This is a genomic window from Luteitalea sp. (genome assembly GCF_044337415.1).
Taxonomy (GTDB): Bacteria; Acidobacteriota; Vicinamibacteria; order Vicinamibacterales; family Vicinamibacteraceae; genus Luteitalea.
The window spans coordinates 1-17,906 of record NZ_JBIINP010000081.1 but is presented as its reverse complement, the minus strand read 5'-3'; the positions used below and the strand labels follow the sequence as shown (position 1 = coordinate 17,906).

13 protein-coding genes and 1 pseudogene are annotated in these 17,906 nt (G+C 69.3%); 3 read left to right on the top strand and 11 right to left on the bottom strand.

Annotated elements, in window-relative coordinates; all coding sequences use genetic code 11:
• The 5 genes and pseudogenes from ACIRDX_RS13030 to ACIRDX_RS13010 form a co-directional block, all read right to left on the bottom strand.
• Positions 1–304 (bottom strand): annotated as a pseudogene (locus ACIRDX_RS13030) (Cys/Met metabolism pyridoxal-phosphate-dependent protein); the annotation flags it as partial.
• Positions 305–349: 45 nt separating this feature from the next.
• Positions 350–1,237, bottom strand: a complete 888-nt coding sequence (locus tag ACIRDX_RS13025) for a PP2C family protein-serine/threonine phosphatase (RefSeq protein WP_396625865.1) — start codon at positions 1,235–1,237, stop codon at positions 350–352.
• Between the two features lie 439 nt (positions 1,238–1,676).
• On the bottom strand, positions 1,677–3,620 hold the full coding sequence (locus ACIRDX_RS13020; RefSeq protein WP_396625864.1) for a pyrroloquinoline quinone-dependent dehydrogenase: 1,944 nt from the start codon (positions 3,618–3,620) through the stop codon (positions 1,677–1,679).
• Between the two features lie 148 nt (positions 3,621–3,768).
• On the bottom strand, positions 3,769–4,395 hold the full coding sequence (locus ACIRDX_RS13015) for a hypothetical protein (protein ID WP_396625863.1): 627 nt from the start codon (positions 4,393–4,395) through the stop codon (positions 3,769–3,771).
• Between the two features lie 104 nt (positions 4,396–4,499).
• Positions 4,500–7,640, bottom strand: a complete 3,141-nt coding sequence (locus tag ACIRDX_RS13010; protein ID WP_396625862.1) for a carboxypeptidase regulatory-like domain-containing protein — start codon at positions 7,638–7,640, stop codon at positions 4,500–4,502.
• Between the two features lie 282 nt (positions 7,641–7,922).
• On the opposite strand from ACIRDX_RS13010, the gene ACIRDX_RS13005 reads away from it, so the two are divergent.
• Positions 7,923–8,414 (top strand): RidA family protein, encoded by a 492-nt coding sequence (locus ACIRDX_RS13005; protein ID WP_396625861.1) that lies wholly within the window; start codon positions 7,923–7,925, stop codon positions 8,412–8,414.
• 123 nt (positions 8,415–8,537) lie between these two features.
• Here the strand turns inward: ACIRDX_RS13005 and ACIRDX_RS13000 are convergent, their stop codons facing one another.
• From ACIRDX_RS13000 to ACIRDX_RS12990, 3 genes are all read right to left on the bottom strand, one after another.
• Positions 8,538–9,737, bottom strand: coding sequence for an aminotransferase class V-fold PLP-dependent enzyme (locus tag ACIRDX_RS13000; protein ID WP_396625860.1), 1,200 nt, complete (start codon positions 9,735–9,737; stop codon positions 8,538–8,540).
• Positions 9,738–9,838: 101 nt separating this feature from the next.
• Positions 9,839–11,002, bottom strand: a complete 1,164-nt coding sequence (locus ACIRDX_RS12995; RefSeq protein ID WP_396625859.1) for a RidA family protein — start codon at positions 11,000–11,002, stop codon at positions 9,839–9,841.
• Positions 11,002–12,321 (bottom strand): amidohydrolase/deacetylase family metallohydrolase, encoded by a 1,320-nt coding sequence (locus tag ACIRDX_RS12990; RefSeq protein ID WP_396625858.1) that lies wholly within the window; start codon positions 12,319–12,321, stop codon positions 11,002–11,004. Before ACIRDX_RS12990 ends, ACIRDX_RS12995 begins: the two co-directional genes overlap by 1 nt.
• A 146-nt stretch (positions 12,322–12,467) precedes the next feature.
• On the opposite strand from ACIRDX_RS12990, the gene ACIRDX_RS12985 reads away from it, so the two are divergent.
• Entirely contained in the window at positions 12,468–13,292 is an 825-nt protein-coding gene (locus ACIRDX_RS12985) for an RraA family protein (protein WP_396625857.1), read from the top strand.
• 235 nt (positions 13,293–13,527) lie between these two features.
• Positions 13,528–14,115, top strand: a complete 588-nt coding sequence (locus tag ACIRDX_RS12980) for a DUF4136 domain-containing protein (protein WP_396625856.1) — start codon at positions 13,528–13,530, stop codon at positions 14,113–14,115.
• 142 nt (positions 14,116–14,257) lie between these two features.
• Here the strand turns inward: ACIRDX_RS12980 and ACIRDX_RS12975 are convergent, their stop codons facing one another.
• From ACIRDX_RS12975 to ACIRDX_RS12965, 3 genes are all read right to left on the bottom strand, one after another.
• The gene (locus ACIRDX_RS12975; protein WP_396625855.1) at positions 14,258–15,133 is read right to left on the bottom strand and encodes a copper resistance protein B; all 876 of its coding nucleotides are present in this window, start codon (positions 15,131–15,133) and stop codon (positions 14,258–14,260) included.
• 128 nt (positions 15,134–15,261) lie between these two features.
• Positions 15,262–17,073, bottom strand: a complete 1,812-nt coding sequence (locus tag ACIRDX_RS12970; protein ID WP_396625854.1) for a copper resistance system multicopper oxidase — start codon at positions 17,071–17,073, stop codon at positions 15,262–15,264.
• A 152-nt stretch (positions 17,074–17,225) separates the two neighbouring features.
• Positions 17,226–17,630 (bottom strand): hypothetical protein, encoded by a 405-nt coding sequence (locus ACIRDX_RS12965; protein ID WP_396625853.1) that lies wholly within the window; start codon positions 17,628–17,630, stop codon positions 17,226–17,228.
• Positions 17,631–17,906 lie beyond the last annotated feature (276 nt).

Below are 17,906 nucleotides of genomic sequence, written 5' to 3'. Positions count from 1 at the left end.
AGTTGGCGTAGTGCTGGTTGGCCGCCGCCTTGGCCGCGCGCACCTCCGGCAGTTCGACCGATCCGCCGATGATGGTGAACGTGCCGCGCGCGTTGATGATCGGCCGCACGCCGAGGCTCGCGTACAGTTCCTTGCCCGACGGTCCCGCGGCCGCCACCGGCGCGACAGCGGCACGCCGGGCACCCGCGGCGGCTTGCGTCGCGGCGAGCGCAGACGTGGGCACGAGCGAGCCGAGGCCGAGCGCCTTCGCGGCGCGGAAGATCTGCCGACGGCTCCAGCCGGCGGGCGAGGTGAGGGGACGCATGAAGCGGATGGTACCCGACGGAGGGCCGCGACAGGAGGGGTCGACCTATCCGCGATACCGCAACGCCATCAGGGTCACGTCGTCGCCCTGCGGTTCGGTCCCCGCGAACTCGTTCACCGACGCCAGCACCAGCGCGACGAGATCGTCCGGATCGCCGCCGTGCGCCGAGGCGAGCAGCGCCGACAGCCTGTCGAGGCCATACTCGTCGCCGGCCGGGTTCCGAGCCTCGGTCACGCCGTCGCTGCAGACCAGGACGATGTCCCCGGGTGCGAGTGAGAGGCGGGCCCACTGGTACGACGCGCCCGGCAGCAGTCCCAACACCGGACCTCCCACATCCAGCGAGTTTAGCGTGCCGTCGGCGCGCACGACGATCGGCGGTTCCTGCCCGGCATTGGTGTAGGCGAGTTCGCCACTCGACGACACGACCCCGTAGAACATCGTCGCGAATCGTGCCTCGACAGCACGCCGCAACAGCGCGCGGTTGAGGCGCGCCATCAGGTCGGCGGGGTCGGCAGCAATCGGCGCGTGGGCCGCGAAGTGGCTCTGCACCGTCGCCGCCAGGAGCGCCGCCGGCGGCCCCTTGCCCGCCACGTCACCCAGGGCGAATCCGACGACGCCGTCGCCGAGTTCGAGGTGGTCGAAGAAGTCACCACCAATGGTGCGACACGGCGTCGTGCTGGCCGCGAGGTCGATCGTGGTGCCCCGCCAGCGCGGTTCGGGCAGCAGGGCCCGCTGGATCTCGGCGGCCACCTTGAGGTCGCGGTCCGTCCTCGCCTTCTCTGCCGACTCGGCGTACACCCGTGCGCTCTCGATGGCGAGGGCGGCCTGCGTGGCGAACGCCTCGAGTGACGTCACCGTCGTCGTGGACAGGAGCCGGCCGCGCACCTTGATCGCCACCTGGCGCTTCAGGTTCGTGTCAGTGGCGCGGTACACCTCGCCCATTCCGCCGACGCCGAGCGGGGCGGTTACCTCATAGGGGGCCGAGGCGGGTACCGGGCGACAGGGGCATCGAAGCAGGAGTATATGTCGCGCGGTGCGTCGCGCCGGGTCGGCGCGACGGGCCCTCGCACCGGCGGTCGTGCGCGGCGGCAGCGTGAGGAACCTCGGTGGTCAACCGCTGGACACCCGGGCCTGACGTTGGCGATGCGATCCACGGACGAGAGACGGTGCGCAGGTGCAAGGTGAGGCCGATCGACAGCAGCGTCGATTGGACGAGCCACGGCCGCACGCCATACGTCGGCCCCCCTGGTCCGCGTCCTGTATCGATGCGGCACCGACCAGCACGGCAGTGATACCCCCGTCGCGGCCACGCGCGCGCCGCTCCGACATCACGCGGGAACCAGAACGCGGCGATCGGTCCGGCAGGCGCCCGCTATCGTTCCCCGAGCGACAGGGCCACGAGTTCGGCTGGCACACCGCCGCCGCCCACTGGCACGACGATGTACTGCCTGCCGCCGGCGCGAAAGGTCATCGGCGAGCCCCCGGCATTGGCGGGCAGGGCGAGTTCGACGAGGATCTGTCCGGTGCGCTTGTCGAACGCGCTCAGCTGCGGCGTCCGCGTGCGTGCGTTGTAGATGAACGTGTTGGTGGCCGCCGAGAATGCCCCAGCGATCTCCGGCTCCTGCACGGCGAAGAGCAGCGTGCGCGTCACGAGCACGAACCCGCGCGAGGGCCAGCCGAGCCTCGGCAACTGCATCGAGGCCAGCGCCGGATGGTCGCGCGGTCCCGTGCCGTGCGGCACGACCCACGCGTGCTCGCCGGTGCCGAGATCGATGGCCGTGATGCGACCGTATGGCGGCTTGGTGAGGGGAAGTCCCTGCGGACCGCCGAGGGGGAGGCGGTCGATGCCGAACGAGGCGTAGCGCATGTCCGATGTGGTGGGGTCGAGCGCCCGCGTCCGCATGATGTACGGGGTGGTGACCGACGGCACGAACAGGCGGCCCGACTCGGGGTCGAGCGCAGCACCTGCCCAACTCGCGCCGCCCACGGCCCCTGGCATCACCACGGCGCCCCGCTCCGAGAGCGGCGTGAAGAGCGGCCCGCTGTCGAACCGGCCCAGGATGTCGGTGGCTTCGCGCCGCAGCGCGGGCGTGAAGTCGATGAGGTCGTCGACGGTGATTCCCTGGCGATCGAATGGCGCCGGTCGACTCGGGAAGGGCTGGGTGCGCGACAGGACTTCGCCGGGCACTGTCGATGGCGCGACGGGTCGCTCCTCGATGGGCCAGATCGGCGCGCCCGTCTCTCGATCGAGCACGTACACGAAGGCCTGTTTGGACACCTGGGCCAGCACCTTGCGTCGTCGCCCGCCAATCGTCACGTCGGCAAGCACGGGCGCCGCGGGGAGGTCGTAGTCCCAGATGCCGTGGTGCACGGCCTGGAAGTGCCACCGGCGCTTCCCCGTCTTCACGTCCAGCGCCACGACGCTCTCGGCAAACAGGTTGTCGCCAGGCCGATGGCCCCCGTAGTGGTCGTTGGTCGGCGTGCTCGTGGGGAGGTAGACGAGGCCGAGCGCCTCGTCGGCGCTCATCACCGTCCAGACGTTCGTGCTCCCGCTGTACCTCCACGACTCGTCGAGCCATGTGTCGGTACCGAACTCTCCGGCGTCGGGCACGGTGTGGAACGTCCAGAGGAGGCGCCCGGATCGCGCGTCGTAGCCGCGGACGTCCCCTGGCGGGCCCGCCTTCTTCCGCCAGCCATCCTGCACGAACGAGCCGACCACCACGACGTCGCCGACGACGCTCGGCGGAGAGTTCACGCCGAATTCGAAGCGCGTGACCGGACGACGAAGCCCGGCGAGGAGATCGACCCGCCCGTCGGTCCCGAACCCGGACACGGGCGTGCCCGTGTCGACGTCGAGCGCCAGCAGGTAGCCGTCGCCCGTCGCATGAAACACGCGGCGGCCTGCCGTCCACAGCGCGACGCCCCGATGCACCCAGCCCAATCGCTGCGGCGTGCCCCGTCGATAGAGGCCGGGGTCGTGGACCCACCGCGTCGCGCCTGTCCGGCCGTCGATGCTGGCGACCTGGTGGAGCCCCGTCGCGACGAAGAGATGGCCATCGAGTGCAACGGGCGTGCCCTCGAACAGGTTGAGGTGCAGCCCTGGCTGACTGGCGACCACCGCGTTGTCTGGCGAGGTCCACCGCCAGGCGACGCGGAGGTGCTTCGCGTTGCCGGCATCGATCTCGGTCAGCGGCGAGTACTTGGTGTTGCGGAGGTCGCCGCCGTACGAACCCCACTCGCCCTTCTCGCCGCCAGGACGCTGCTGCGACGCGCCAAGGCCGAGGCCGGCGACGAGCAACGCGAGCAGCACGAACACGCGCGGGGATGGTGTGACCCCGAGTCGGCGGCCTGCACCGCTGCGAGACCGACGACGCGCGCCTACGCCGATGGCCATGACACCGAACCGGACTGGCAGGACTGCCGCGCGAACGAACAATGCGGGTGCATCGGATAGCCTCTCGCCGTTAGCGTGCCTTCCACAGGCGGATGGTGGCGATCGAAGGCTGTGTGTAGCCCGGCGGATCGCTGTCGGCCCCGACCGGCGTCCGCCCCTGGGCCGTGTTGGTGGTCAACCGACCACCGACGTACTCAGGAGGCAGTCCGGACAGATCGAACTGGCACGCATGGAGCGTGATGCCGGCTTCCGGAAACTCCTGCCCGGTGACGCGACACTGCCCGCGCGCCAGCAGCGGCATGCCCCCGACCTCGCCGCGCGCGTGGAAATCGCCGACCTTCGCGTCGGCCGTCGTGCCGAGGCACGCGTGCAACGTGCCGACTCGGGCTCCGTTCACGCTCGTCACTCGGCCGGTGGCGGCGTCGGTCGCCACTGCCCTGAACTCGTAGCGATCCTCGAAGGTCGGCGTCGTGACACCGACGCCTGACGGTCCGCAGAAGTCCGTGGGAGCCACGCGGGAGAGCCGGACCGAGCGCAGGATCAGGATCTCTTCGACCCGCGGCGTCGTGGGTGCCGCTTGTCCGTCGGCGACACCAGGGAGCAGCGACAGGCCCATCACGCAGAGGGCCGCGACGCGCCTCCGGGTTCGGGCGCTCGCGGGCGCTCGTGTGATCGGCCCCTGTGTCTCGATCGGCATGGCGGTCATGGGATGCCCTGAAACGACGAATGCCGGGATGCGGGATGTGGGTCGACGGCCCCCGACATTCCCGGCATTCCCGGCATCGCGGAATTACAAGTGAACTAGAAGAGGAACTTCACGCCCAGCTCGGCGCGACGCATCGTGTCGGCCGAGGCGATGACGCCGAAGTTGGCGGCACCGAAGGTCGTGTTCGGCGCCCCCCAGTTCACCTCGTTGAACAGGTTGAAGACCTCGGCGCGTAGCTGGATGCGGCTGCGGCCGCCGGTGGCGATGTTCTTCATGAACGACACGTCGGTCGAGCTGAACTTCCTGCCGCGGAGGTAGTTGCGCGGCGTGTTCCCGAACGTGAAGAAGTCGGGCAGCGCAAACGCGGCCGGGTCGATGCAGCCCACCAGGCCGAGGCCGTTCGGGTTGGCCTGGCAGTTGAGCGTGACGTTGGCATTGACCAGGTTCGGCCGCTGGTTGCCGATGCCGATGTTGGCGCGGTCGGGCTGGATCGTCACGTTCAGCGGCGTACCGCTCTGGATGGTCGTGATGCCGCCGATCTGCCAGCCCCCGAGGAATCCCCGCAGGAACACGTTGTCGGAGTCGCGGAAGAACGGCATGTCCCACACGTAGCTCACGACCAGGCGGTGCGGCACGTCCCAGTTGGCCGGGCCGTAGTCGCTCCAGATGTCGTAGTTGTTGACGATCGCGCCGCCGCCGTTGGAGTGCGTCGCCATGTCGCGCGTCTTGGACCAGGTGTAGTGGGCGTTGACCAGGAACCCGTTGACCATCCGTCGACGCGCGATCAGGCTCACCGAGTCGTAGTTGGCGATCAGGTCGTTCTGGATGGTGCGGATCTGCCGGAACAACTGGTTCGGCCGACGCGGGTCGATGGCGCCCGGGCCTGGCAACGGCGTGTTGTTGAAGAAGCTCCGATCGAGGTTGCTGGTGCGCGACGCGAGGTACTGCACCTCGACGACGGTGCTGCCGAAGATCTCGTGCTGCAGGTCGGCGCTCCACTGGTTCTTGCGCGCGTTCGGCAGGTTCCGGTTCGGCGTGATCATGTTGGGCGGCCCGCCCGGTCCCACCGTGCCGAACGGCTGGTCGAACGTCAGCGTCGGGTTGGCCGGCGCATTGTTGAAGGTGAACTCGGCCGCGATCGGCGGGTTGTTCGTGAGGAACGTGAACGAGTTCATCTGGTTGGGGTTGTAGTAGATGCCCCAGCCGGCGCGCAGCACGGTCTTGTCGCTCAGGCGGTAGGTGGCGCCCAGCCGCGGGCCCCAGTCCTGCGTGTTCGGCTCGTGGAACTCGAAGCCGACGGCCGGGAACGACGTCGGGATGATCTGCGTCTGCGACGCGTCGAGCATCGACGCGAGCCCTTCGTAGGTCTGCACCGGGGTGTTGCGCTCGTAGCGCAGGCCCAGGCTGAGCGTCATGTTGCGCGTCGCCTGCCACACGTCGTTGACGAAGAACCCGTTGCGCCACTGGCCCACGTGGCCCTGCACCTGGTCGACCGGTGTCCCGACCGTGATCGGCACGCCGGTCATGAAGTCGGCCACCGAGTAGCCGGTCATCTGGCCGTTGAAGCTGAACGCGCCGCGCGGGCTGTTGGCCGCGCGACGACCGGTGGCCATCTTGCGCAGGTCGAAGCCGGTGCGGATGTTGTGCTTGCCCTTGGTCCACGACAGCACGTTCGACATCTGGAAGGTGGTGTCGAACTGGTACCAGTTGGTGCCGCCGTTGCCGAGGCCCGCGAAGGCGGTGATGCCGATCGTCGGGATGCCCGGGTTGTTGTAACGCACGTCGCCGTCGAAACCGGGGATGCCGATGTCGGATCCGGCGGTCGTGTTGCCGTCGATCGTGAAGTTGTTCAGCGAGTCGAAGTCGATGCGGTGATAGCCGATGCGGAAGTCGTTGAGCAGCGTCGGCGAGAGCGTCTGCTGGTACGACACGAGCGTGTTCTTGTTCTTGCGCGGCTGGTACAGCCCCTGCGTCGGGCTGATGGCGCCGAAGCCGTCGAAGGCGTCGACCCAGTTGTAGCGCACGTACACGCGCGCCGAGTTGCCGATGTTCTGGTCCACACGGGCCAGGATCTGGTCGACCTCGTTCTCGGTCAGCACCGGCCCCTGGTAGTTGTTGGCGGTGCCGGGCCCGGTCGGCAGCGGGTAGTACTGCATCAGGCGCAGCGCCTCGTCCGAGAGCTGCGAGAGCGGGATCTGGTTGCCCGGATAGGGCACCTTCGTGAACGGGTTGACGATCGGCGTCGCGATCTCGCTGAAGTCGCCGCGCCGCATCCTCTCGGTCGGGACCGACGCGATGGGGCTCGTCTCCCGGTTGGAGCGCTGCCCTTCGTAGGCCGCCATGAAGAACGTCTTGTTGCGGCCGTTGTACAGGCCGGGAATCATCACCGGGCCGTCGAACTGCACGCCGTACTGGTTGCTCCGCTTGGGCGGTTCGGGCAGGTTCGGGTTGTCGAAGTAGCCGCGGCTCTCGAGCGCGTCGTCCTGGAAGTACTCGAACAGCGCGCCGTGGAACTGGTTGGTGCCGGCCTTGGTCACCACGTTGACGTGGACACCCAGGTACGACCCGTACTCGGCCGACGTGCTGCCGGTCTGCACCGCCACTTCCTGCACCGCGTCGGCCATCGGGCGCATGCTGGTCATCGCCAGCAGGTTCGACGTCGCGTTGATGCCGTCCATCGTCAGGCTGTTCTGGATCTCGCGCTGGCCGGCGCCGCGGAACGACAGGCCGATGTCCGTCGTGTTCCCGCGCAGAACGCCCGGCGTCGTGGCGGCGAACTGCCAGACGTTACGGCCGCTCGACGGCAGGTCGATGACGGCCCGTGCCTCGACCGTCTGCGACACGGCGGCGCGATCGGTCTGGATGGTCGTGTTGGCGGCCTCGACGGTGATCGTCTCCGACAGGTCGCCCACGGCGAGCACCGCGTCCTGCCGCACGACCTGGTTGCCGCCCACCCGGATGTTGGTGGCCTTGAAGGACTGGAAGCCCTGCAGGCTGATGGTGATCTCGTACGTGCCGACCGGCACGGCGTTGAACTGGTAGACGCCGGCCTCGTTGGTCACGCCGGTGAGGGTTGCCTGCGTGCCCGTGTTGACGGCGGTGACGGTGGCCCCCGGCAGCACGCCGCCGCCCGAGTCGGTGACCGAGCCCACCAGGCCGGTCTGCGACGCGAGCTGCGCGAACGCGGGTGTGGACAGCAACAACGCCAGGACGGCGGAACTCAGGGTTCGTAGCACTCGGGCATCCTCCTCGGACGGAGAGCGCGTCCGCTCCGGCCCCCCATTGGACAGGGGCTCACGCCGGATCGGCGACTTCTGGGCGGACGCAGGACCTGCACAGGTTCCAATGATCTGGAACGCGTTTCAACTCGCCAATTGGCGCTCACGCTAATCGAAATCGCGCCATATGTCCATCACGGCGTCGGTTCAACGGGCGTGCCGCTTGCCCGTCCTGCGCGGCGCGGCTATCCTCGCGCCTGCAGACCGTCACGTCTTTCCGACTTCCCAGGAGATACACGCGTGCCAGCCACCCAGCCCGATCCGTCGCGCCGTTCCGCCTTCCGCTCCCTCATCGCCGCCGCCGGCGCCACCGCGGCCGGCCTGTTCGGCGGCCGGGCGCACGCCGCGGCCGCCACCGAGACCATCACGATCCCGGATGCGGCGCAGCAGGCCGAGGCCCCGAAGCAGGCGCCGCTGTTCTCAGCCGTCAAGGTACACACCGGCGGCCTCGTGTTCGTCGCCGGCAAGGGCTACCACGAGGAGGGCGACATCAAGCTCCACACCGCCAAGGTGCTCGACGCGCTGGAGAGCGAGCTGAAGAAGGTCGGCTCGTCGATGGAGAAGGTACTGAAGGTGAACGTGTACCTGCACGACCTGCAGGACTACGCGGCGATGAACGAGGTGTTCCGCGGCCGCTTCGGCCCCAACCCGCCGGTCCGCACGACGATTGCCTGCTACGGCGGTGTCCCGGGGAAGTCGCTGGTGGAGATGGACTGCATCGCCGCGCTCTGATGAGCGCGGCGATGCCATTCGGAATTCAGAGTGATGAATGAAGGGGCCGACCTCTGGTCGACACCCGGCCTCCATTCTGAACTCTGAATTCTGAATTCAGGTTGGCTCTTTCCAGCAACCTGCCTACGCTTTCTTGGTAATGACTTCCTTCAGCCGGCGGGCGACGACGAGTTCGTCGCCGGGCTGCATCATCCACACGCCGATCATGAGGTCGTCGCCGGGGCGGACGCCGATCGACGGCGTGCCCTCGCGCAGCTTCTTCGAGATCTCCGGGCCGGTGATGCCGGCGGCGGCCGCGTCGATCTTGATCTCGACGTGCGGCACGTGGTTGGCCACCTCGGGCACGGTGATGCCGGCCGTGATCCCCGGCAGGCCGGCCAGGCTCTTGAGGATCAGCTCGGCGCGACGCGTGTACTCGCGGTCGAGTGCCACGTGGTCGAGCTTCACGAAGCGCTCGATCGCCGCCAGCATCCCCAGCATCTCCTCCTTGTTGACCTTCATGCCGCGGCCGATGGAGTTGCCGTTGGGCGCGGCGTTGGCGCGCGCGGCCTTGATCAGGTCCTTGCGGCCGAGCAGCAGGCCCGCGCTCTGCGGCCCGCGGATGCCCTTGCCGCCGGAGAACACCACGAGGTCGAAGCCCATGGCGGTGTACTTCCACAGGTTCTCGACCGGCGGCACGTCGGCCGCGCAGTCGTTCATCGTCGGGACGCCGTGCTTCTTGCCGAGGCGCACGAACTCCTCGTCGCGAATCTGCCCGACCGAGTTGTTGTTGTTGTAGAACAGCATCATCGCCGTCTGCGGGGTGATGGCCCGCTCGAGATCGGCGACGGTCTCGACCTCGACGATCTTCACCCCGCAGTTGCGCACCGCATGGTCGTAGCCGAACCGGTGCGACTTCTGCATGATGACCTCGCTCTTCATGCCGACGAGGTTCGGCAGGTCGATGACCTTCTGCGGGTCGCCGCCGGTGAGGATCCCGGCGGTGCCGAGCGTCATCGCCGAGGCCGCGCCCGACGACACGAGCGCCGCCTCCGCCTTCACGAGCGTCGCGATGCGCTCACCCACCTTGTCGTGCAGCTCGTTGAGCGGCACGTAGTGCTTCGACGCGTAGTTGATGGCCGCCATCACCTCCGGCGGCATCAGCGACGCCGTCATGTCGGTGTAGGTGCCGGCGGCGTTGATGAACGGCCGCACGCCGAGTTCCTTGAAGTAGTCGCGCATCATCGGCGTGGCCGCCGCGGCGCTCGTGGCGGCGCCGCCGAGGAAGCCGCCCACCACGGGCAGCGTGGACAGTCGCTCGAAGAAGGTACGTCGGGTCAGCATCGGGGTCTCCGGAGTCGGGGCTGGGGGCTGGGGGCTGGGGCGTCAGCCAACGTCAGGCATTGAGCATTGGGCACTAGGCGTTAAGCGTTGAGCGTTAGGCGCTAACGAGCAGCGATGAGCGCTACGCGGATTCGTTCCTTGCCCTCCGGCTGGACCTGCACGGTCACGCGCGCCGGCGGGTCGACGGGGAACGTCTCCTTGAACACCGCATTCATGGCCGGCATGTCGGCCACGTCGGTGAGGTACACCGTCACCGACGCGACGTCGCGCGTCGTGAGTCCTCCGTCCTGCAAGGTCCCCCGCAGGTACGCGAAGATATCGCGCGCCTGCGCCTCGACCGTCGTGCCCGCATCAGGCGACTCCTCGGGGTTGGCGTACAACGTGGCTCCGGCCTTGATGGCGTACGGCTTCTCGACGTCGCCGACGGGCTCGCGCTTCACGGTCGGACGCACCGCCACGAACGTCAGCTCGGCCCGGATGGGCCCCGGCAGTCGCGGCACCACCACGAGCCCGCGCGCCGGCAGCGGCAGCGGCGCGAACGCCGCGGTGAACGCCGGCGGATACTGCGCCACCTCGTCCAGCCGCGTCAGGTAGCCCTGCGTCGACACCACGTCGCGCAGTTCCAGCGACGCCGCCTTCAGCGTCGTCGAGATGTTGGCGATGGTCTGCGTGACTTGCCCGGGCACGTCCTCGGCGACCGCCTTCGTGGCGGGATTCTGGCCACCCATGCCCGAGATGTACAGGGTGTCGCCAGCCCATACGGCCGGTGAATACGGACCGAGCGGCGCCGGCAGCGTGCCTGCAGGCGGCGTGACGACCGAGATCGCCGCGACGTCCGCGTAGGCGATGCAGCCAATCTCCACACCCGCCTTCGACGGCAGCGCCGCAGCCTGGATCGTGGTGCGCGCCGGCACCCGCCCCTTGAAGTAGGACTGGTACGCGGCGTTCATCGCGGCGTAGTCGTCCATGCTGGCCAGGTACACCTGGCACTTCACGAGGTGCTCGTACCCGAGGCCGGCAGCCTTCAGCACGGCGCCGATGCCGTCCATCGCCTGCCGCGCCTGCGCGTCCATCGTCGCCGGCGTGGCCCCGGCGCCGGGGAGGCCGAGCTGGCCCGAGATGTACAGCGTCTGCCCGACCTGGATGCCCGGCGAATACGGACGGTCGGTCGGCGCACCTTCCGGACGGATCACCCGTCGCTGCGCGTGCGCCGGGACGGCCACGGCCGTCACCAGCAGCGCGATGGCGCAGAGGCGTGCGCGCATCACTGCTCCTGCGACGAGGTGCGTCGCGGGCGCGTGGCGTTGCCCCCCTGGGCCTCGGTGGGCATCGTGGCCCAGTCGGGAGCGGCTCGGCCGTTGAGGTCCCACACCACCTGGCCGGCGCGCAGCGTCAGCTCGCATTCGAGCTTCTGGGTGCCCGGCATGCGACCGCCCGACGAGTCGATGAACCCGAACTCGCCATTGCGGACGGCGAGCACCGCCACGTCCGCCTCGCTGCCCACCCCGAGGTGCCCGAGGTCCTCGCGCTTGATGACCGACGCCGCCTTCGCGGTGTTGGCGCGAATCACGTCGGTGAGCGGCATGCCGAGGTTCAGCAGCTTGGACATCGTGTTCAGGATGTCCTTCATGCCGGCGTTCATGCTGCCGGTGTGCAGGTCGGTGCTGATCACGTCAGGGAAGAACCCCTGCTTCGTGGCGGGCACGGCCTGACGCCACAGGAAGCTGCCGCCGCCGTGGCCGACATCGAAGATCACGCCGCGCTTGCGGGCCGCGATGACGAACGGCTCGACCTGCCCCTGCGCGTTGACGATGGGCATGCGGCCGCGGACGTGGGCATACATGTGCGTGAGGATGTCGCCGGGGCGCAGGTGCGTGTTGAGCAGGGCGTCGAGCGAGAGCGGCGGGGTGTTACCGCCGAAGTCGATCATCACGGGCACATCGGCGTCTTTCCCGGCCGCGACGGCGCGGTCGACCGGATCCCACTCGGATCCCTGGAAATGGGCAACCTTGATGCCGACGATGAGGCCGGGATGCTGCTTGATCCGCATGGCCGTGAGCTTGGCGTCCATGTCGGACATGTTCTGCTCGGCCGGGCCGCCCTTCATGCCCACGCCCACGATGTTCAGGAACGAGAGCACGCGGGTCTTCGACGTGTCGATGATGTTGGCCTTGAACTGCGCGAAGTTGCGCCACCCGGCGCCGCCGACGTCCACCAGCGTCGTCTGCCCGCTCCGGAACGAGTGGCTGTCGGGGGCGACCGCCACCAGGCCGTTGCTCAGGTACGCGTCCGGCTCGGTGCCGAAAAAGACGTGCGCGTGCATGTCGATGAGCCCCGGGGTCACGTACAGCCCCTTCGCGTCGACGACCTTCCGGGCCTTCGCGGCGTCGATGGCCGGGGCGACCTCGGCGATCTTGCCGTCGGCAATGGCGACGTCCATGACGCCGTCGCGGCCGTTCTTCGGGTCGATGACGTGCCCGCCCTTGATCAGCAGGGTGTAGGGCTGGGCCGAGGCCTCGGCCGCGCACAACGACGCCAGGCCGGCCAGGACGAGGGGGAGCAGGGTTCGCAGACGGGTGGGCAACGCGGGTCTCCTGCGGCCAGCACGCACGCGCACGACGGCCCATGGGGGCAGGTCGGGCATGCCCGGCGCCGGAGCGCTCGGCACGCAGGCCGTGGTGGCAACCGTTGGCCGCGTGTTATAGCACATCACGCCAGGAGGCCCCGTCCATGTTCACTCGTTCGCTCATCGCCGCCGTGATTGCCGCCCTCGCGGCGCTCGCCGCTCCCGTGCTCACCGCGCCCACCCCTGTTCGGCCCGCCGTGACGCCGCAACCCGCCGCCGCGCCCGCCCAGCCCGCCGCCCAGCCCGCCGCCCAGGCTACGGCGCCCGCGCTCTCACCCGAGGCGGTCATCGCCGCGCTGCGCAAGCCGGAGAACAGCACCGGCAACATCGCCGACGCGGTCGAGGCCGCGACCGGCGCGCGCGGGTGGATGTCGTCGGACATGAAGCCCATCAGCGCGGGCAAGATCGTCGGCCGCGCGTGGACCGCGCTGATGCGGCCGGTGCTCAAGAGCGACACCCGTACCTATCCCAACTACCTGCTGCAGATCCTCGACGAAGCGCCTGCCGGCAGCGTGCTGGTCTACGTGATGGAGGACGGGCTCGAGATCGCCGCCATGGGCAACCTGATGGCGACGACCGCCGTGGCGCGCGGCCTCGAGGGCACGGTGATCGACGGCGCCGTGCGCGACGTGACTGAGATCCGGGCCATGGGGCACAAGGTGTTCTCGCGCCGCGTCAGCCCGGCCACGTCGGTGGGCCGCATGGTGAGCGTGTCGAAGCAGACGCCGGTGCGCTGCGCCGACATCATGGTCCATCCCGGCGACTACATCGTGGGCGATGCCGACGGCGTGGTGGTGGTGCCGCAGGGCGCCGCCGACCAGGTGGTGGCGCTCCTGAAGGACTACGATGCGCGCGAGTCGAAGATGGTGCCGATCATCCAGCGCGAGAAGTCGATGCTGAAGGCGCTGGAGATTTACGGCAGGTATTAGCCGGGTGCCCGCAGGGCCAGCACCCGGAATTCACAATTCAGAGTTCGGAATGAAGACGGCGCCGTTTCGCCGGCCATGGCCGACGGCTACGAACCCCGGGCGTCGGTTCGTGGGCGTCGACGCCTAGCCAGCCTCCAGCACGTCTCCTTGGACCGGGCGGGGGCCGTCGTCACGAGGGTCGTGCCGCGATGAACGCGGCATCCGTGGTCAAATGCTCGCGGAGGATGTACTGACGATGCGCAAGGTGCGGTTGCTCATGGCGGTGGGTCTGGTGGTGCTGGCCACCACGCTGGTCACGGCCCAGAAGGTCAAGCTGTCGGTCAACGTCAACGAGCGGTTCTCCTTCGCCGGACCGTTCACCTATGCGTGGACGACGCCGACCGGCGAGTTGAAGATGCTGCAGATGACCGACGCCAATCCGGACCGGTGGCGGCAGATGTGGGATCCGACCATCGTGAGCACCGTGAACCGCGAGCTCGGCGCCCGCCAGTACACGGCAGCGCCGCTCGAGTCGGCCGACATCAAGGTCACCTACTACATCCTCATCGGCCCCGACGTCGCGTCGCAGAAGATGGGCCAGTTCATGGCGCCCACGATGGAGTGGGGCCTGCCGCCGTTCCAGGGCGTGGCCACCTCCTACGACATCGCGGAAAAGGGGTCGCTCGTGATCGACCTCTACTCCCAGAAGGACAAGCTCGTGGTGTGGCGCGGCATGGCCCAGGCCAACATCGACCTGCGCCGCAGCGACGCCCAGCGCAACGCCTCGATCGCCAAGGCCATCGGCGAGCTGTTCAAGAAGCACTACCCGAAGCTGAAGAAGTAGGTCGGCAGGCTACCGGCGACAGGCTGCAGGCGACCCGCGCAGGTGGCCTGTCGCCTGTAGCCCGTAGCCTGTAGCCCTGGTTGGGACAACCGCCCTGAGTGAGCGGCTCGAGGGCCCTGACCTCGAGCCGCGAATCGAAGGGCTAGAACCAGGTCCTGACGCCGAGGACCAGGCGCGGCGCACCGACCGGGGCGTCGGCGTCGATCCGGCGGGTGTCGCCGAAGGCCCTCACCCACGACACGCCCAGGTACGGCGCGAACTCGCGGCGGAATTCGTACCGCAGCCGCACGCCGAGTTCTCCAGAGCTGAGCCCGTCCCCCACGCCGGCGGCCGGGTCGTCCTTCCCGAACAGCGTGACCTCCCCGCGCGGCTGAAGGATCAGGCGGTTGGTCAGCAGGAACTCGTACTCCACCTCGACGCGCGCCGCCGTGCGTCCCTGGTCGGACACGTACGCCGTCGCCGCGACCTCGAAGAAGTACGGCGCGAGCCCCTGCACGCCCACGGCCATCCACGTGCGCACGTCCGGACGGATGTCCTGACGCACGCCCCCCACCACATCCCACCAGCGATGGATCGCCCGGCCGTAGAGCAGTTCCACATCGGCTTCCCCGACCTCGCCGTCGCCGCCATGGCCCTCGGTGCGGAACCAGGCGCGGTTGATGTCGCCGCCCACCCAGCCGCGATTGCCCCACGAGAGGGCGTCGCCCTCGCCCGACTGCCACTCGAGGCGATCGAAGAGGAAGAACCCGTTGACGCGTCGGTCGTGCGCCTCGTGGCCGTGCGTCTCCGGGAACGCCGCTCGCCGCATCTCCTCGGTGATCTCAGGCACCCACGGCGGCAACAGGACGCTGGTCGGCGGTGGCGCCGTTTCGAGGTGCCCCTTCGGAGCCGCAGCGGCCTGGCCCGAGCCGGCCGCAGGCGCCGGCGACGCCGGCATCTGGTGCCCCGCATGCGGATCGGCCTGCTGCGCGGCGACAGGCGCCGCCCAGAGCCACGACGCGACGACCACTGTCGCCACGCCCAGGGCACGTGCGAGAACACGAGTGGTGTTCGACTGCCGACCGCCGACTGCCGACTGCCGACTCTGGCCTATCGCGCTCCGACTCCCGACTCCCGACTCCCGATTCCCGCCCCGGGTGTGCGCTGTCACGACTGCGCGCCTTCCACCACGTGTACCTCGCGCATCATGCCCGTCTCCATGTGGAAGAGCATGTGGCAGTGGTACGCCCAGCGTCCGAGCGCATCGGCCGTGACGCGGTAGCTGCGGCGGCTGCCTGGCGGCATGTCGATGGTGTGCTTGCGCACCTTGAAGTTGCCGGCCTCGTCCTCGAGGTCGCTCCACATCCCGTGCAGGTGGATGGGATGCGTCATCATCGTGTCGTTCACCAGCACGATACGGACGCGCTCGCCGTACGTGAGCCGGATCGGCTCCGCGTCGGAGAACTTGCGGCCGTTGAACGACCAGGCAAACTTCTCCATGTGCCCGGTCAGGTGCAGCTCGATGATGCGCGTGGGCGTGCGGCCGTCGGGATCGTCGTACGGACTGGCGAGGTCGCCGTACGTCAGCACCCGCCGACCATTGCCCCGCAGGCCGATGCCCGGGTCGTCGAAGCGCGAGGTGGGCGCCATCGTCTGCATGTCGACGAGCGGGTTGCCCTGCTCCTGCGCCGGGTGCGACACCATCCCGGTGCCGTGGCCCGCGTGCGCATCGGCAGCCTGCGGCATCACATGGCCCGCGTGGGGATCCGCAGCAGGCATCGCGTGGCCCGCGTGCGGATCGGCCGCGCCACCTGGCGTGCCCTGCCCCGCGCTCTGCGTTGACCGCGCCTCGTCGGGCGCCGCATGCCCGGCATGTCCCCCGTGGCCCATGTCGTCCATCGACAGCACTGGCCGCGAGTCGAGGGGCGGGACCGCCGCGCGCAGCCCCTCGCGCGTCGCCAGGGTGCCCACGGCCTGCCCGGTGCGGTCCATCGCCTGCGCGACGATGGTGAACGCCTCCTGCCCTGTGGGTTCGACGATGACGTCGTAGGTCTCGGCGACGGCGATGCGGAATTCGTCGACGGTGACCGGACGCACCGGCAAGCCGTCGGCTGCCACAACGGTCAGCTTCAGCCCGGGGATGCGCACGTCGAAGTACGTCATCGCCGAGCCGTTGATCACGCGCAGTCGCACGCGCTCGCCTGGCGTGAACAGTCCGGTCCAGTTGCGGTCGGGCGGGACGCCGTTCATGAGGTACGTGTACGTGGCCCCGGTCACGTCGGCCAGGTCCGAGGCGTTCATCCGCATCTGTCCCCACGCCACGCGATCGGCCCACGCGCTGGCCCAGCCCTGCTCGCGCACGTCGCGCAGGAAGTCGCCGACCGTGCGCTGGCGCCAGTTGTAGTAGTGCGGCTGCTTCTTCAGCTTCCGGTAGATGCGCGCGGGATCCTCGTCGGTCCAGTCGGTGAGCAGCAGGACATGCTCGCGATCCCACGCGATGGGATCAGGCTCGGCCGGCTCGATCAGGAGCGGGCCGTACAGGCCCACCTGTTCCTGGAAGCCCGAGTGGCTGTGGTACCAGTACGTCCCCGACTGCCTGACGGGGAACCGGTAGGTATACGAGCCGCCGGCAGGTATGCCGTCGAAGCTCAGCCCCGGCACGCCGTCCATGCTTGCCGGCAGGACGAGGCCATGCCAGTGGATCGACGCGGTCTCGTCGAGCGTGTTCCGGACGCGCATGGTCACGGTGGCGCCCTCGCGCCACCGCAGGAGCGGCGCGGGAAGGGATCCGTTCACGGTGATCGCCGTGCGATCGGCGCCGGTCATGTTGACCCGCGCGTGACCGATCTCGAGGTCGAACTCGCGGCCCGCGAGCGTCTCCTGCGGGACCGACGCGGGGAGGCGGCGCATCCCGTGCGACACGGCCGGCGCGAGCGTGCCCGCAGCCGTGACGACACCGCCGGCGACGAGTCCGCGCATGACGGCGCGGCGAGAGAGGGTGGAAGACGAGTCGGGGGAGGACATCGAAGCGGAACCTCAGGATGATGGTCGGGGTCGGGCGCGCGCGAGGGCACGCGCCACGTGTCCCTGCAGACGCAGGGACGCGCAGCCTGTTACGGCAGCGTGCCGACTCAGATCCGGAGGACGCGTGTGAAGGTGGGCCCGCGAGGCGGGGCGGGTCCACGTACCGCGCGCACGGCTGGACGGCCGGCGGCGGCCTGGGCGAACGGCGCGAGGTGGGTCAGCTCGCCCACGGCCACCGGAGCCGGGGCCAGGGCGCGCGCGTCGGGCGGGCGCGCCGACACGACATCGGGATGGTCGCACCCGCTGGCCGTGGAAGCCGTCATCGCCACGTCGTCCGCGGCGACCGCGCTCGCGGCCGTCTCATGGCACGGCGACGACTCGCGCACCGGCGCCGACGATGAGGCCGCGTGCTCCTGCGGGCACGCGAGCTCGCACCACAGGGGCGCCACCGGCAACCCCAGCAGCACCATGAGCATCACGGCTCCCGACAGCACACGCCACGCGCCAGCCATCCCCTTCGAGTATAGGCCCCGCCTCCCGATTCGCGAACGGGGATTCGGGAATCGGGAATCGGGAGTCGGGAATCGTATCGACTCGGCAGTCGGCAGTCGACGGGGCGTTCGCCCGGCTTGGCTACTGCGTCCGAATCGACACCGCCGGTGTCCAGGCGCTCGGGCCCGTCGCGTTGAAGGCGCGCACCCGATACCAGTACTGGCGGCCACTCGACAGGCCGCCATTGGTCTCGGAGGTCCTGTTCACGTCGCGGGTGGCCACGATGGCGAACGTGA

Excerpts from the sequence above, each read along its gene's own strand:
- ACIRDX_RS12980 (WP_396625856.1), top strand. The coding sequence starts at position 13,528 with ATGCGCAAGGTGCGGTTGCTCATGGCGGTGGGTCTGGTGGTGCTGGCC.
- ACIRDX_RS13000 (WP_396625860.1), bottom strand. The coding sequence starts at position 9,737 with ATGCTGACCCGACGTACCTTCTTCGAGCGACTGTCCACGCTGCCCGTG.
- ACIRDX_RS13015 (WP_396625863.1), bottom strand. The coding sequence starts at position 4,395 with ATGCCGATCGAGACACAGGGGCCGATCACACGAGCGCCCGCGAGCGCC.
- ACIRDX_RS12965 (WP_396625853.1), bottom strand. The coding sequence starts at position 17,630 with ATGGCTGGCGCGTGGCGTGTGCTGTCGGGAGCCGTGATGCTCATGGTG.
- ACIRDX_RS12985 (WP_396625857.1), top strand. The coding sequence starts at position 12,468 with ATGTTCACTCGTTCGCTCATCGCCGCCGTGATTGCCGCCCTCGCGGCG.
- ACIRDX_RS12995 (WP_396625859.1), bottom strand. The coding sequence starts at position 11,002 with ATGCGCGCACGCCTCTGCGCCATCGCGCTGCTGGTGACGGCCGTGGCC.
- ACIRDX_RS12970 (WP_396625854.1), bottom strand. The coding sequence starts at position 17,073 with ATGCGCGGACTCGTCGCCGGCGGTGTCGTCACGGCTGCGGGCACGCTC.